Annotated in this window: 11 protein-coding genes and 1 tRNA gene; all 12 read left to right on the top strand. The window is 63.3% G+C overall.

Features of this window, described 5'->3' with window-relative positions; all coding sequences use genetic code 11:
- The first annotated feature begins 62 nt into the window (after positions 1–62).
- The 12 genes from LK434_RS06420 (at position 63) to LK434_RS06365 (ending at position 15,559) form a co-directional block, all read left to right on the top strand.
- The gene (locus tag LK434_RS06420) at positions 63–1,178 is read left to right on the top strand and encodes an NAD(P)-dependent oxidoreductase (protein ID WP_006720004.1); all 1,116 of its coding nucleotides are present in this window, start codon (positions 63–65) and stop codon (positions 1,176–1,178) included.
- A 6-nt stretch (positions 1,179–1,184) separates the two neighbouring features.
- Positions 1,185–1,601, top strand: coding sequence for a hypothetical protein (locus LK434_RS06415; RefSeq protein WP_006720005.1), 417 nt, complete (start codon positions 1,185–1,187; stop codon positions 1,599–1,601).
- Positions 1,602–1,661: 60 nt separating this feature from the next.
- Complete coding sequence (locus LK434_RS06410; RefSeq protein WP_006720006.1) at positions 1,662–2,357, top strand: hypothetical protein; 696 nt, start codon at positions 1,662–1,664, stop codon at positions 2,355–2,357.
- A gap of 3 nt (positions 2,358–2,360) precedes the next feature.
- Complete coding sequence (locus LK434_RS06405) at positions 2,361–3,446, top strand: isocitrate/isopropylmalate dehydrogenase family protein (RefSeq protein ID WP_006720007.1); 1,086 nt, start codon at positions 2,361–2,363, stop codon at positions 3,444–3,446.
- Positions 3,447–3,828: 382 nt separating this feature from the next.
- Positions 3,829–5,001, top strand: coding sequence for a hypothetical protein (locus LK434_RS06400; RefSeq protein WP_006720009.1), 1,173 nt, complete (start codon positions 3,829–3,831; stop codon positions 4,999–5,001).
- 212 nt (positions 5,002–5,213) lie between these two features.
- The gene (locus LK434_RS06395; protein WP_006720010.1) at positions 5,214–6,035 is read left to right on the top strand and encodes a purine-nucleoside phosphorylase; all 822 of its coding nucleotides are present in this window, start codon (positions 5,214–5,216) and stop codon (positions 6,033–6,035) included.
- 101 nt (positions 6,036–6,136) lie between these two features.
- A tRNA-Thr gene (locus tag LK434_RS06390) sits at positions 6,137–6,212 on the top strand.
- A gap of 229 nt (positions 6,213–6,441) precedes the next feature.
- Positions 6,442–8,094 (top strand): amidohydrolase, encoded by a 1,653-nt coding sequence (locus tag LK434_RS06385; RefSeq protein WP_006720012.1) that lies wholly within the window; start codon positions 6,442–6,444, stop codon positions 8,092–8,094.
- A gap of 339 nt (positions 8,095–8,433) precedes the next feature.
- The gene (locus LK434_RS06380; RefSeq protein WP_040360496.1) at positions 8,434–9,675 is read left to right on the top strand and encodes an ATP-binding protein; all 1,242 of its coding nucleotides are present in this window, start codon (positions 8,434–8,436) and stop codon (positions 9,673–9,675) included.
- 146 nt (positions 9,676–9,821) lie between these two features.
- Positions 9,822–10,109 carry a co-chaperone GroES gene (gene groES, locus LK434_RS06375; protein WP_040360497.1) on the top strand — a complete coding sequence of 96 codons (288 nt, stop codon included), beginning with the start codon at positions 9,822–9,824 and terminating at the stop codon, positions 10,107–10,109.
- A gap of 123 nt (positions 10,110–10,232) precedes the next feature.
- On the top strand, positions 10,233–11,870 hold the full coding sequence (groL, locus tag LK434_RS06370; protein WP_006720015.1) for a chaperonin GroEL: 1,638 nt from the start codon (positions 10,233–10,235) through the stop codon (positions 11,868–11,870).
- A 476-nt stretch (positions 11,871–12,346) separates the two neighbouring features.
- Positions 12,347–15,559, top strand: coding sequence for a LamG-like jellyroll fold domain-containing protein (locus tag LK434_RS06365; RefSeq protein ID WP_227917677.1), 3,213 nt, complete (start codon positions 12,347–12,349; stop codon positions 15,557–15,559).
- The last annotated feature ends 346 nt before the right edge of the window (positions 15,560–15,905 follow it).

The following is a 15,905-nucleotide window of genomic DNA, read 5'->3' as shown; positions in this document are numbered from 1 at the left end:
GCCAAGATGCGCCGCCGCGCAAGAACCGATTCCATCAAGTACCGCGATAAGGAGATTCGCATATGGCAACCAAGAAACTGAACGTCGCCTTTATCGGCACCGGCATCATGGGCGCGCCCATCGCCGGCCACATCCTGGACGCGGGCTACCCGCTCACCGTCTTCAACCGCACCAAGTCCAAGGCCGAGGGCCTGCTGGCCAAGGGCGCCGTGTGGGCCGATTCCCCGTCTGCCGCCGCCGAGGGCGCCGACGTGGTCTTTACCATGGTGGGCTACCCCGCCGACGTCGAGGAGATCTACCTGTCCGGCACCGGCCTGCTCGCCTGCGCCAAGGAGGGCGCGTACCTCATCGACCTCACCACGAGCGCGCCCGAGCTCGCCCGCGACATCGCCGGCGCGGCCGAGGTGTGCGGCAAGCACGCCTTCGACTGCCCCGTGACCGGCGGCGAGGGCGGTGCCATCGCCGGCACGCTCACGGCCATCGTGGGCGCCACCGAGCGCGACATCGAGCCCGTCCGCGAGCTGCTCGAGACCTTCACCTCCAAGATCTTCTGCTTTGGCGGCGCCGGCAAGGGCCAGGCCGCCAAGCTCTCCAACCAGGTGGCGCTCGCCAGCTCCATGGTGGGCATGGCCGATGCGCTCTCCTTTGCCCAGCAAAACGACCTTGACGTCGAGCAGGTGCGTGAGATGATCTGCTCCGGCACCGGTTCGACCGGCGCCATGGCCACGCTCGCTCCCAAGGCCCTCGACGGCGACTTCAAGCCCGGCTTCTTAGTCGAGCACTTCCTCAAGGACCTGGGTCTCGCCCTGTCCGTGGCGGAGGAGAAGGAGCTGGCCCTGCCCGGCGCCGACACCGCCTTCACCCTCTACGACATGCTCGAGGCCATTGGCGGCGCCCGCATGGGCACGCAGGCCATCACCCTGCTCTACCAGGAGGAGGCCGACGCCGTTGCCGCCGGTCTGGACTGGTCGCTCTACACCGCCGCCCACGCGCACGACGATGAGTGCGGATGCGGCTGCGGCCACGACCATGAGTGCGGCTGCGGCCACGACCACGAGGACGAGCACGAGTGCCAGTGCGGCCACAACCATGGCGAAGACCACGAGTGCTGCGGCGGCCACGGCCACGGTCACGACGAGGGTCACGAGTGCCGCTGCGGCGGCCACCACGAGGAGTAGCCGGGCATGCCAGCAGGTTGGTCATTCGCCATCATCTACGTGATGGTCTTTGGGTTTGCCATCTACATAGGGTTTTTGCTTGGTGATGGTTGGGGTAAGCGCATCGTCACCGCAAAGGCGTACTGGCTCTGCAATTTGGGCATGCTCGTGTGCTCGGTGCTGCTCGTGAGCCTCGTCCCCCTGCCGCTCGTGCAGGTGGGGGCCATGGGCGTGCTCGCGGGCGGTATCGCCGGGCTCAAGATGGGCTTTGGCGAGTCCACCGGCCCGTGGAAATGGCTCGATTCGTTCATGAACGTCAATCGCCATCAGCGCAAGGTCGCCGAAAAAGGCACGGGCGAGGCGTACCGCCGTCGTCGCAAGACGGGGGAGGCGGGTCCCGATTTGATCTCCGTGGACAAGAAGGGGCCCTCGAGCCGCTCGTAGCGCTCGGGCGCCTTGGTAATGAAAAGTACATCTTCGGTAAGAAAGACACGAGGTACGAACATGGCAGAAGAATCCGCCGTCGAGCTGACCCCCGAGGAGGCCGCCCGCCTCGCGAGCGTTGAGAACAGCGCCGATGCGCTCTCGGCCCTCATCGACGACCTGTCGAGCTCGAGCCGCCGCACGCGCCAGCTCGCCGCTCGCGTGGTCAACCTGCTCGCCCAGCGCGAGCCCGAGATGCTCGTTCCCTTTATCGAGCAGCTCGTCGACGCCCTGTACCGCCCCGAGGCGCAGACGCGTTGGGAGGTTCTCGACGCCCTGACGCTGCTCGCCCCGGGCAACGCCAAGGAGTGCGGCGCCGCGTACGAGGGGGCCGAGTCCGCCCTGTTCGATGAGATCTCCGCCCCGCTGCGTCTGTCGGCCTTCCGCTTCCTGACGGTGTGGGGCGCAACCGAGCGCCGCCGCTCCGAGAAGGTGTGGCCCATCGTCGACGAGGCGATCCAGTGCTACCACGGCGACCTCGAGTACCGCGATATGCTCGCGCTGCTCTTCGCGTTTGCCCATGGGCAGATCGCCGGTTCCGTGGCGGCGGAGCTTGCCGGTCGCCTGCAGTTCGATGCCGAGAACGGCAAGGGCAGCTACCTGCGCGTTCGTTCGCGCGAGATCTACGATGCGCTCGTCAAGCGCTTCAAGTTGGACAACCCCCAAAAGCGCGTGCGCGCCAAGAAGAGCAATGCGGACGACGAGGACGAGGAGTAGACCATGACCCACGACGTCGTACTGATTCCCGGTGACGGCATCGGACCCGAGATCACGAGCGCCATGCGCCGCGTGGTCGAGGCGACGGGCGTCCAGATCAATTGGAACGTGCAGGACGCCGGCGCCGGCGTGATGGGCGAGTACGGAACGCCCCTGCCCGAGCACGTGCTCGAGGCGGTGCGCGCCACCAAGGTGGCCATCAAGGGCCCCATCACCACGCCCGTCGGCACGGGTTTCCGCAGCGTCAACGTCGCCCTGCGCAAGGAGTTCGACCTGTACGCCTGTGTGCGCCCCTGCCTGTCGCAACCCGGCGACGGTTCCCGGTATCGCGACATCGACCTGGTGATCGTGCGCGAGAACACCGAGGACCTGTACGCCGGCATCGAGTTCGATGAGGGCTCTCCTGAGGTCGTCGAGCTGAGCAAGTTGGTCGAGGCGTCGGGCCAAAAGCCGTTCGCCGCCGATTCCGCCATCTCGATCAAGCCGATTTCCATCGCCCGGTCCCGCCGTATCGTGGAGTACGCGTTTGAGTACGCCCGCCGCTGCGGTCGCAAGAAGGTCACGTGCGTGCACAAGGCCAACATCATGAAGGCCACGGACGGTCTGTACCTGCGCATTGCGCGCGAGGTCGCCGAGCGGTATCCGGATATCGAGTTCAACGACAAGATCGTGGACGCCACCTGCATGGGCCTTGTGCAGGAGCCGCACGATTTCGACGTGCTCGTGTGCCTGAATCTGTACGGCGACATCGTGAGCGACCTGTGCGCCGGCCTGGTGGGCGGCCTCGGCATGGCGCCCGGTGCCAACATCGGCGCGGACGTGGCGATCTTTGAGCCCACGCACGGCAGCGCCCCAGATATCGCGGGCAAGGACATCGCCAACCCCACGGCCGAGATCCTCTCTGCCGCCATGCTGCTCGACCACCTGGGCGAGACGGACGCCGCCGAGCGCATCCGCGCCGCCGTGCGCGCCACGCTCGCCGAGGGTTCGCAGGTGACGGGCGACGTGCAGCGCGCGCTCACCGGCAGCGCCGAGGGCGCTGTGGGGACGCAGGCATACGCCGACGCCGTCATCTCCCACCTCGCGTAGCACCTCAAGCACCGTACCTTGGCGTTCAATCGTCGGTCGCGTACCTTCGTACGCTTCCCTCCTCTTTCGCGCCAATCTACGGCACTTGAGGCGCTACGCGCGTGTTCGCTTGGGCGCCGCATCTCGGGGTTCAATCGCACGTGCCCGCACGCAAGGCGCGGTACCCTCCTCTTTCGCCCCGACCTGCGGCACCAATGCGCGTTACGAGGCGCAGGAGCGTGTGCCCTGCTGCGGCGCTTGGCGCTTGGAGTCGGGGTGATGTGCGGGGAGTTAAGCAAACCTTAAAGGGGATGCGCTGCGCGCCGGCGTATCCTCTTGTTGTTACCAAGGAGCGTCGTGGCCGCATGGCGGCGCACGAGCGCTCAAGAAAGGAGCGGACCGCATGGGTCTGATCATGAAGAAGGATGATTCCGAGGACAACGAGTACATCGATGGCATCGAGGTCATCGGACGCGGTGAGGGCCCGAACGGCGATCCGGAGGACGATATCGAGATGGAGGTCCACGAGGGCCTGACCGCGGAGGACATCTCGGGCAAGACCGCTGCGCGCGATGCGGATCGCGAGACCGAGGCCGACCCCGAGCTGCTCGAAGGCGTGCGCAAGCCTGCAGGGCGCTCAGATGAGGCCGCGGGCGCGGATCGCGATGCGCGATCCGACGCGGATGCCGACAAGGGGCCTGTTCGCGACCATTCGGCCGATTCCCCCATCGCTCCGTCCCGTCCCGCCGCCTCGGGTAACCGTCACAAGATGTATATCGCCATCGCGGTTATCGCCGTGATCGTCGCGGCGGTGCTCGGTTACGTGCTCGGTTCGGGCGGTTTGGGGTCGAAGGGCCTCGACTCCTCCATGATCACCGAGGAGCAGCTCGACACGACGGTCGCCACGTGGACCAAGGATGGGAAGACCAACACCATCAGCGCTCGCCAGGCCATCGAGAGCAAGTACAGCCTCGACAGCGTGAAGGGCGACGACGACACGTACCCCGCCCCGTCCGCCGAGATGATCGTCGCCTATGCGCGCAACCAGATCCTGCTCGCCGAGGCGGAGAAGCAGGGGATCACGGTGGATGACGATGAGCTTGCAACCGCTGCCGAAGAGACGCTGGGCACCTCGGACTTCGAGGTGATCGCCGACCAGTACCAGGTGAGCGAGGATCAGGCCAAGGATATCGTGCGCGAGCAGGTGATCATCCAGAAGTTCTACCAGACCGTGGTGAAGGACGCTCCCAAGATGCCCGAGGCGCCCGCGGAGCCCGAGAACGGCGACAAGAACGCGACCTCTTCCGAGTACGCCGCTTATATCATCGACCTTGCCGGCGATGAGTGGGATGAGGAGGCCGGCACGTGGGCGAGTGAGGACGGCGCGTATGCGTCCGCGCTTGCCGGCGAAACGTTCACTGCGGACTCGGCCTCGTATGTCCAGGCGCAAAAGGCGTATGCCGTTGCGTATCAGGAGTATGCCACCAAGGCAGCGGATGCGAACAAGGATTGGACCGCCTACGTCAACGAGCTCTTTGCCAAGGCCGATCTCACGGTGTACGGCCTGTACGCGTAACGCGCCGTTCGCGCTGGGGCCTATGCCGTCAAGCTGCGGGAGCATGTTCCGACTGCTTGAAAGGCGACCTGAGGTTCTGGACAATCGACCGATTCTTTGCGCGCCCGTCGCGCCGCTCGCGAGTTTTGCGCGGGCGGACGGCGGGCGTCTTGCTATGCTGGAGGCGTGATCGAGTGCCAATGCGCGCCCGCGCGCGGAGGAAAGGACGACTCATGGAAACGACGTTTGAGAAGATGGCAGAGCACTGCAAGCCCACGGTCGAGCATCCGCTCGCTATCGTGCTGGGCAGCGGCCTGGGTGCCCTCGCCGGGCGCGTGCGCGTGGTGCGCCACATTCCGTATAGCGACATCGAGGGCTTCCCGGCCGAGGCGATTCCCGTTGCGGGCCACCGGTACGAGGTGCTCGTGGGCGAGATCGACGACGTGCCCGTGGTGGTGTATCCCGGCCGTATCCATATGTATCAGGGCTACGACGCCCTTGAGGTCACGTCGCTCGTGCGCCATGCGCATAAGCTGGGCTGCCGCAGCATCATGCTGAGCTGCGCCTCGGGCGCCGTGCGCGACGTCGAGCCCGGCACGGTGGGCCTCATCACCGACCAGGTCAACCTGACGGGCCGTAATCCCTTGGCAAGTGCCGAGGGCGCTGCGGCCGCGGAGCTCGAGGCGCCGTTCGTCCCCATGGCGGGCGCGTATTCCAGCTACCTGTCCGACCTCGCGCGCGACGCCGCGGCCGAGGTGGGCGTCGAGCTTGCCGAGGGCACCTATGTTGGCCTGCTCGGCCCCACGTACGAGACGGCCGCCGAGATCCGCATGCTGGCGAGCTTTGAGGCGGACTACGTGGGCATGTCCACGGTGTGCGAGACCATCATGGCGCGCGCCCTGGGTATGGAGGTCCTGGGCCTCACGCTCGTGACCAACAAGGCCGGTCGTGCCGACAACAACCATGCCGAGGTCCTTGAGGCCGCGAACGCCGCAGCTGAGGCCACGCAGAACATCGCGCTGGGTGTAGTCCGTCGTTTGGCTCAGTCCGCATAATTTTTTCCGCTGGGCCGTGTTGGGCACTTGCGCACGGGCGGGTTTCCACGTACACTAGTCAATCGTCGGTGCGCACATGGCTGCGCATCGCCCATGGAACCGCCAGCGTAGCTCAGTTGGCAGAGCACCGCTCTCGTAAAGCGGGGGTCACCGGTTCGAGCCCGGTCGCTGGCTCCATCGAAATTAGCAGGTCAGATGTCTCGTGCGTCTGGCCTGTTTTGTATTTTGCGCTGTTATTTTGGATACGCCGCCTTACGCGGTTTACATCTGGCAATCGACCGATGGGCGCCTGGGCCCGTGCGATCTCGGGGTGATTTCTGTCGTAGAATCGAACATGCTCGCGTAATGCAGGAGACGGGCGAATTGTTGCGCCTGGCGCGCAAGCAAAGACAGGCGGGAGCCCACCATGGAACTCGAACGGCCCGATTACATCGTTACGTCTACGCGCGTCTTTACGAGCGCAGTAGGGGAGTGCGCTGCTCGGCCGTTGGCGTTCGCCGTGGCGGGGGAGCGCGTGGTGCATGTGGGCGCATTCGAGGACGTTCGCGCCGCCTGCCCGGCGTTCACGCCGGTTCACGACTTTGGCAATGTGTTCATTTGCCCCGGCTTTCACGACGCCCACCTACACTTCTTTCATACGGCGCTTGGCGAGTCCCCTTATTTGCTCATGCACATGGGCACCAGCGAGGCCGAGCTGGTTAAGCGCACGCGTGCGTTTGCCGAGGGCCTGCCGGGCCACGCCTGGGTGGTTACGCAGGGGTGGCGTGATTACCGCTGGGACCCGCCAGTCCCACCCACCAAGCGCTCGCTCGACGCGGCGTTCCCCGATCGCCCATGCGTGATGTACTCCGGCGACGGGCACACGCTATGGATGAACTCCCGTGCGCTCGAGGCCCTGGGCGTCACACGTGATTCGGTTCCCCCGCAGGGCGGCAGCTATGACAAGGATGAGAACGGCGAGCTCACGGGCATTATCCGTGAGGCGGCCGCCATGGAGCTTTTGCCGCGCTGCTTGGCATGGCTCACGGAAAGTGACATAGCCCGGGCCTACGAAGAGCAGATGACGTGTATGGCCGAGCAGGGGATCACATCCATCTGCGATATGGCCCTCATGCCGCATCCGGGCTGCGACTTCATTCGCGACGATGTGTACGAGGCCCTTGCGCGCTCCGGCAAGCTCACGTTGCGCGCGCATATGTACCCCACGCTGCTCGACGACCAATCGCGCCTGGAAGCGCTGCAGGCGCGCTACGCTACGGGCGAGTTCCCGCTGCTGCGCGCTCCGGGTTTCAAGCAGTTCTTCGACGGGGTGAGCAGCCAGCACACGGCGTGGCTCACCGACCCGTACACCAATGCGCGCACGCCCGGCGACTGCGGCCGCCCAACCGTGCCTGCCGATCGCATGCGAAAACTGGTGCTCGCGGCCGCCGAGCGCGGGCATTCCGTGCGCATCCACACCATCGGCGACCGTGCCATCCACGAGGCGCTCGACATTTTCGAGGAGGCGCGCGAGCGGTTTGGGTCGCCCAGCCAAGGTCGCAACACCTTGGAGCATCTGGAGAACCTGCTGCCGGGCGACATCGACCGCCTGCGCGAGCTGGACGTGCTCGCAAGTTCCCAGCCCGGTCACATCACGCTCGACCCGGGTGGGCCCGAGCGCGATCTTGGGCAGGAGCGCAGCCGCATCATGTGGCCGTTTGCAACCTACGCGGCGCGCGGCGTTGCGCAGGCATTTGGCACCGATTCGCCCATCACGGCGGTGACGAGTATGGACGTGCTGTACTGCGCGGTTACGCGCCAGGATCCGTTTACCCTTGAGCCGGCGGGCGGCTGGCTGCCCGGCGAGCGCATTTCCGCCGCGGAGGCGCTGCGCATCTACACCGCGGGCTGTGCTGCCGCGGTGGGTCGCGAGCACGAGCTGGGGCGCATTGCCCCCGGATACCTGGCGGACTTCGTGGTCCTCGACCGCAACGTCACCGCGTGCGACGCAAGCGAGATCCAGGGTGCGAAGGTCCAGGCCACCTACCTGGCAGGCAAGCGGGTATTCGAGCGCGTATAAGCGTCTTTGTGCTGATGGATGGAGGCAGCTTCCAACCATGAAGCCAAATCTTGCAGTTCTATATTGCAAGATTTAGATCATGTCAGCCGAGTTTCTGCTTCTCGGTACGCCGGTAAGCCGCCGGCCGGCGTCTCTCGCAGCTGCCTTGCCGCTGCCGAACATGAACTCAGAGCGCGCCCTGCGCTTGGGTACAGTTCACTCGACATTCCATTAAAAAAGTCATGAAACGTCGAGTGAACTCGATAATTTGAAAATTAAAGGATAAAATGTCGAGTCAACCCGACAATCTGTTAATACAAACATGGATTGTCGAGCTGGCTCGACATTTTGGGAGGTTTCATGCGTCTCAAGGACACAGTTCATCGTCCTCGCTATGAGCGGCTCCTTGCGGAGTATCGTGGTTCGCAGGACATTAAGGTGATTACGGGTGTTCGCCGTTGCGGTAAGTCGACACTGCTCAGGTTGTTGCTCGAACAAGTCTCGGAAGAGCTAGGAGCACCGGAGAACATCTTTTACCGTCGCATGGACGGATTTGGGGTCCCGCTCGATGCGGATGCCGCTTGGCTTGAATCCGAGATAACCTCTGCGCTTGACGCCGCCGATCCGTCAAAACCCTTTTACGTTTTCATAGATGAGATCCAGGATGTGCGGGGCTGGGAGAAGGTCGTTCGTCGGCTCCACACGCATCCGAACGTCGATACATATATCACCGGCTCGAACGCCCACGTGCTCTCGTCGGATCTGTCTACGCTTTTGGGTGGGCGATACGTCGAGATCCCCGTTCATCCACTTTCTTTTTCGGAGTATGTTGAGTTTCATGCAGCCGCCGGTGCTGAGTCCCTCGGTATGGATGCGCTGTTTGCCGAGTATCTCAGATACGGTGGCATGCCCGGGCAGTTTGGCATGGTGCAGCGCACGGAAGAGCAGCTCACGCGTTTTCTCGAATCGATCCGTGACACCATCATCCTCAACGATGTCGCAATGCACTCAAAAGTAAGCGACATGGATTTACTGTCCAAGCTCGTTCGCTATGTATTCGCTACGTCCGGATGCCTGTATTCCACCAGGAGCGTTGTCAACGCATTGGCGAGCTCCGGTAGAAAGACGACGATCGAAACAGTCGACAATTACCTCGCGGCGCTCAAGAGCGCGTTTATCTTGGGCGAATGCGAGCAGGCGGGCATCGCGGGTAAGCAGGTGCTGCGGCCCCAGCGCAAGTTCTATCCCGTGGATACGGGTCTGAGGAACCTAGCCACAGGGTTCGCACCCAAGGATTTTGGTGCGCAAATCGAGTGCGTGGTGTACAACGAGCTCATTCGTCGCGGCTATCGCGTGACGGTCGGCTCACTTCTCAAGGGGGAGATCGATTTCATAGCCGAGAAGCGCGGGGACCGCATGTATATCCAAGTGACGGAAACGCTCGTTGCGCCTGAAACATTCGATCGCGAGCTCGCGCCGTTTGCGCTCGTGCGCGATTCGTTCCCCAAGGTGGTCCTTACTGCCGACAGAGTGCGTCTTGGAACAACGGAGCAGGGTGTGAGGATAGAGAACCTCATTGATTGGCTGCTTTCTACTTGGTAATGCGGTGACTAAAGAAATCTAAGTGCTGATTCATAAGATTTTTTGCCTTTCCGTTGTATAAGTCCGCACAGCTGGGTAGTATTCATCGCGTACACAAACCGCGGGATGCCCGGCTGCGCGCCGGGCACCAGCAAAAGGAGGACAGCATGTCTTTGAAGCCGCTTGCAGATCGCGTTCTGATCAAGCCCGATGCCGCCGAGCAGAAGACCGCCTCTGGTCTCTACATCGCCAGCAACGCTCAGGAAAAGCCGCAGCGCGGCACCGTCATCGCCGTGGGCGCTGGCAAGATGAACGACAAGGGCGAGCGCATGCCGCTCGACGTCCACGAGGGCGACATCGTCATCTATGGCAAGTTCGGTGGCAACGAGATCAAGGTCGACGGCGAGGACTACCTGCTCATGCGCGCCGACGACATCTACGCCGTCGTCGAGTAACGGCACTTCGTCTGCGCTCGGATGCGCTCAGCGCGCATCTCTGTCCGCGCTTTTTTCGCCGCCGCGGCATAGCGACTCATCCGCATAGCGGCATCGCACATCTCTCATTTGGAGGATTGAACAATGGCTAAGAACATCACGTTCGACACCGACGCTCGCGCCAAGCTCGCCAAGGGCGTCAACACCCTGGCTGACGCCGTGACCGTCACCATGGGCCCCAAGGGCCGTTACGTGGCCCTGCAGCGCTCCTTCGGCGCTCCCACCATCACCAACGACGGCGTCTCCGTCGCCAAGGAGATCGAGCTCGAGGACAACATCGAGAACATGGGCGCCCAGCTGGTGAAGGAGGTCGCCACCAAGACCAACGACACCGTGGGTGACGGCACCACCACCGCCACGCTGCTGGCCCAGGCCATCGTCAACGACGGCCTCAAGAACGTCGCCGCCGGCGCCAACCCGCTGGCCATCCGTCGCGGTATCGACAAGGCCGTCAACGCCGCTGTTGCCGAGATGAAGAACCTCGCCAAGCCGGTCGAGACCAAGGAGCAGATCGCTTCCGTCGGCACCATCTCCGCCGGTGACGCCGAGGTCGGCAACAAGATCGCCGACGCCATGGACGTCGTGGGCAAGGACGGCGTCATCACCGTCGAGGACTCCCAGACGTTCGACATCCAGATCGACACCGTCGAGGGCATGCAGTTCGACAAGGGCTACGTCTCCGCGTACTTCGTCACGGACAACGACCGCATGGAGGCCGTGATGAAGGATCCTTACATCCTCATCACCGACCAAAAGATCTCCAACGTTCAGGACATCATGCCCGTGCTCGAGGCCGTGTCCCGCGCTGGCAAGGGCCTGCTCATCATCGCTGAGGACATCGACGGCGAGGCTCTGCCCACGCTGGTCCTCAACAAGATTCGCGGCGCTCTCAACGTGTGCGCCGTCAAGGCCCCTGGCTACGGCGATCGCCGCAAGCGCATGCTCGAGGACATCGCCGTTCTCACCGGCGGCCAGGCCGCTCTCGACGAGCTCGGCATCAAGGTTGCCGACATCACCGCCGAGATGCTCGGTACCGCCAAGAGCGTGACCATCACCAAGGACAATACCACCATCGTCGACGGCGCCGGCTCCAAGGAGGCCATCGCCGACCGCGTTGCCGCCATCAAGGCCGAGATGGAGCACACCGACTCCGAGTTCGATCGCGAGAAGCTCCAGGAGCGCCTGGCCAAGCTCTCCGGCGGCGTTGCCGTGATCAAGGTCGGTGCCGCCACCGAGACCGAGCTCAAGGAGATCAAGCATCGCGTTGAGGACGCCCTGCAGGCGACCCGCGCTGCCGTTGAGGAGGGCATCGTCGCCGGCGGCGGCGTGGCGTTCATGGACGCCCTGCCCGCGCTCGAGGGCCTCGAGGTCTCCGATCCCGAGGAGCAGATCGGCATCGACATCATCAAGAAGGCGCTCACCGCTCCGGTGGCCACCATCGCCAAGAACGCCGGCTATGAGGGCGCTGTCATCGTGGACAAGGTCTCCGAGCTCCCCGCGGGTGAGGGCCTGAACTCCGCCAACGGCGAGTGGGGCAACATGATCGAGATGGGCGTGCTCGACCCGGTCAAGGTCACCCGCACCACGCTGCAGAACGCCGCTTCCGTGGCCTCCCTCATCCTCATCACCGAGGCTACCGTCACCGACGTGCCCAAGAACACCCAGCTCGAGGACGCCATCGCGGCTGCCACGGCTGGCGCTCAGGGCGGCGGCATGTACTAAGCCGTAAGGCCTAGCTGATTCACTTACATCCCCCGGCGACACTGCGCGCTCACAAGCTGCGCGCATGGGTTCGCCGGGGGATTTTTGCGTTGTTCAACTCGGGTGTGCAATTCGGGGACGGGTGCAAAATTACACATTGGGATTTTGCTTGGGCTGCTACGGCACGGATGTGTAATTTTGCACCCGTCCCCGAATTGCACATCGTTTGCCACCGACGGCGATGACGCCCCTGCTCGAGTGGAGTAGAGGAGGGTCAAAATGTTCGAAGATGTGCGAATACAAGCTTGTTGCCAATATCGAACATCTGGCGTTTGTTGTTAAATCACATCGAATACATACTGAAAAAACCCATTCAACCTACCGTTACTGTGGAAATATAAGCCACTGGTCGAAATGAACAGCAATTGTTCGAAAGTGTTTGTTACATTTGCTCGGATATGTCGGGCTGCACTTGCAGCAAGGTTGATAGGAGACAGATGGAAAGAACGCTGGGCTTCGAAATATCGGGGCGTCCGTTATTTCGCAATGTGCTGAGGCGCCCGCGCCATGTCGTCACATGCGCGCTCGCCGGCGCTGCAATTGCGGCGACATGCGTGATGACCGTCCCCTCGGCGGTCGCCGAGCAGACGGTCACGCCGCAGACCGCGCAGGGCTACTGGTCGTTTGAGAAGATGGGTGAGGACGGCAGTTACCTCAACGAAGGTAAAAATGATTCGCTCAAGCTGACGGTTGCCGGCGAGGGGGCGACGGTTGAGAAGAGCGACCTCGAGGCACTTGGCGATTCACTTGTTCTCGCCGACAAGACCAAGGATTTCGACGTCAAGGTCGCCCAGGCGGTCGACTCGCAGAAGGTGTACAGCATCTCCTTGTGGGTGAAGTCAACCGATGAGGCCCCGGGTGCTAAGACGGCCATCCTGCAGTTTGCGGATGCGGGCCGCACATTGCTGTACCAGCGCGATAGCGGCGAGTTCGTCTCGTATGTGGGCGGCAACGACATCAATCTGGGCTCCGATCCCAAGCGCGGCAGCTGGGAACACCTCGTCATCACCAAGACGGGTGACCCTCGCAACGTGGCGCTGTACGTGAACGGCAAAAAGATGGGGTCGGGTTCTTGGTCGGAGAATCTGCCCGCCGGCATGATGGACCTCCTCATTGGCGAGCACAAGAACGCCTCCGACATGTCCCGCTTCCAGGGCAAGATCGACGAGCTGTGCATCTTCGACCGCGCCCTGACTGAGCAGGAAGTCCAGCAGCTCTACTTCTCCTACGGCGATATCACCGTGGCCGACGAGCTCGCCCGCGACGTCGAAGCTGCCCAGAAGCTCTACGACGCGGCATCTGTCAAGGACACCGCCGAGCACCAAGCGCTCAAGGCCGCCATCGACAAGGCGCGCTCCGCTCTGGAGGGCAAGGACGTCGAGGCCATGAAGGAGGCCAAGAGCGAGCTCGCCGCGGCAGTCGCCGCCGTTCGCGCGCTGGGCGCCATCATCTCCGTCGACCCGACAGCGGTCGGCCGCGATATCGACGACTCGCTCTTTGGCATCAACCACCGCTATTCCAACTACGGGTACGGCACTGTGAATCCGGACGGCACCGTCAAGGACGACTTCGCAGCGCTCTACAAGCAGGCGGGCTTCGGCTCCCTGCGCTACCCGGGCGGCACGATCTCCAACAACTACGTGTGGACCGAGTCCATCGGCGACCTGAACCCCGCAACTCCGGAGATTGAGCGCACCCCGCAGATTCACGGCTTCTATAACAACCAGGGCCAGGCCGGCTTTATCCCCGCGTTTGGCCTGCTTGAGGTTGCCGAATTTGCCGAGCAGATGAACTCCGAGATCATCATGGTGTACGGCATCGGCCGCGGCGACGCGCTTGACGCCGCCGATATGGTCGAGTTCCTCAACGCCCGTCAGGGCACCAACCCCAACGGCGGCATTGCCTGGGCGGACAAGCGCGCCGAGCTCGGCCATCCCGAGCCCTTTGGCATTCGCTACTTTGAGATCGGCAACGAGAACAACCAGGGTGGCGACGACGGCACCTCGTCGCAGCAGTACTGGATGCCCAGCGTGAACGGCGGCGCCCTCGAGGGTTACGTCGACGGCGGCACCGCGACCTTCAACAAGCAGTACGCCGTCGTGCGCGGCGACTGGAACGTCGCCAAGTCCTATTCCACGGGCGAGAAAAACCAGGAATTCGCCTGCCGTTACGCGCTTATCCCGCGCACCGATGAGAACGGCCGCGCCCGCGATTCGGTGGTGAAGGATTCCGTCAAGGTTTACGTGGGCGACGAGCTGTGGACCGCCGTTGACAACATCAAGGACGCCGGCCCAACCGACAAGGTCTACCAGCTTGACATGACCACCGGCTTCTTCACCTTCGGCGACGGCGAGCATGGCGCGATTCCCGAGCAGGGCAGGCAGGTCAAGGTCGACTACCAAGTCGCGCGCGACGGATTCATAGACATCTCCCAGAAGATGCGCGACACCATGAAGCAGATCGATGGGGACGCCGAGATCAACATCTACACCTCTTGGGAGGCAAACGACTTCGTCGACAAGATGCACGCGAAGGGCGCCGACCACCTCTACGACGGCATGGCCGTGCACCCCTACACCAACAAGGTCGGCAACCCCGCCTACAACAACGATGCCCCGACCGTCGAGAACAAGACCCAGTGGTACCTCGACGTCATGCGTCTGGGCGACGGTGTGGCCAACAGCGTTCAGGGCCATGTCGATCACATGCGCCAGGTGACGGGCGACGACACCAAGGTTCCGGTCATCTCCGAGTACGGCATCTTCCGCTCAACCAACCCCATGGTGCGTTCGCAGACGCATGCGCTCTACATCGCCCGCGCCATCATGGAGTACGCCGAGCAGGGGAGCCCCTACATCCAAAAGCACTGCCTGGTCGACTACTATTCCAGCGGTGCCGACTCGCTCGGCCCCACCCAGCAGGCCGTGATTCAGGCGGTTGCCCAGGGCGACCTGAACAATCAGAAAGATGGCACCGGCGAGTTTAAGTTCTTTGCCACGCCGAGCGCCCATATCTTCCAGATGCTCAACGGCAGCTTTGGCTCCAAGATGGTGGGAACGACGCTGTCCAACGAGGCTACGCTGTCCAACGGCGTGACGCAGCATTCCGTGATGGCCTCGATCGACGAGAACGGCACCCTGTATATCGCCATCGTCAACCTGGGTCTGAACGACGTCGAGACGGCCGGTGCCGACGCCGCGCTGTCGCAGAAGGTCACGCTCGCCGTGAAGGACATGGACCTCACGGGGAAGACCCTCAAGGTCCAGACGCTGTCGGGCGACAACTTCTATCAGGAGAACGACCTGGCCAACCCCAACAACGTGACGGTTGAGGAGCGCACCGAACGGGCCACGGGCGCCACGCACGAGCTGGAGCTCGCCCCGCACTCCTTCACGATCGTGACGGTGGGCGAGGGGACGGGCGACTCCGAGCCGCCGGTCACTCCTGAGCCTGAGCCCCCGGTTACCCCCGAGCCCCCTGCTCAGGAGAAGCCGGCCGGCCCCAAGCCTGCGCCTAAGCCCGAGGGCGGTCTGCCCCAAACCGGCGATGCTTCGATGCTGCTCGTTGCGGGCGTTGCCGGCGCCGGAACCCTAATCACGCTGGCGGGAGCGCGGAGCCACAAGCGCTCCGGTCGCCCCCGGCGCCAATGACGAACTAGTGACGTAGCGTCACGCGAACAACTCCAGTCATGACGGGGCGCTCGTCCTCCAACCGCGGAGGGTGGGCGCCCTTTTTGCCCGATGTGCAATTCGGGGACGGGTGCAAAATTACACATTGGGATTTTGCCTGGGCTGCCACGGCGCGGATGTGTAATATTGCACCCGTCCCCGAATTGCACAACGCCCTGGTGGTCGGCGTTAGTGAGGGCGCACGACCGTTGCGTATTGCGAGAAAAGACAAAACAGCCACTATTGTCTTGCATGGTCGACACATATCGGGCGCCCCTCGTCATGTTCAATCCTGTACGCAGGTATACAATAGCTCGAGGTGTTTATC

It is taken from the genome of Collinsella stercoris DSM 13279 (assembly GCF_020735465.1).
Classification (GTDB): Bacteria; Actinomycetota; Coriobacteriia; order Coriobacteriales; family Coriobacteriaceae; genus Collinsella; species Collinsella stercoris.
Note: the sequence above shows the minus strand (reverse complement) of the source record. Positions and strands in the feature narration are given on the sequence as shown.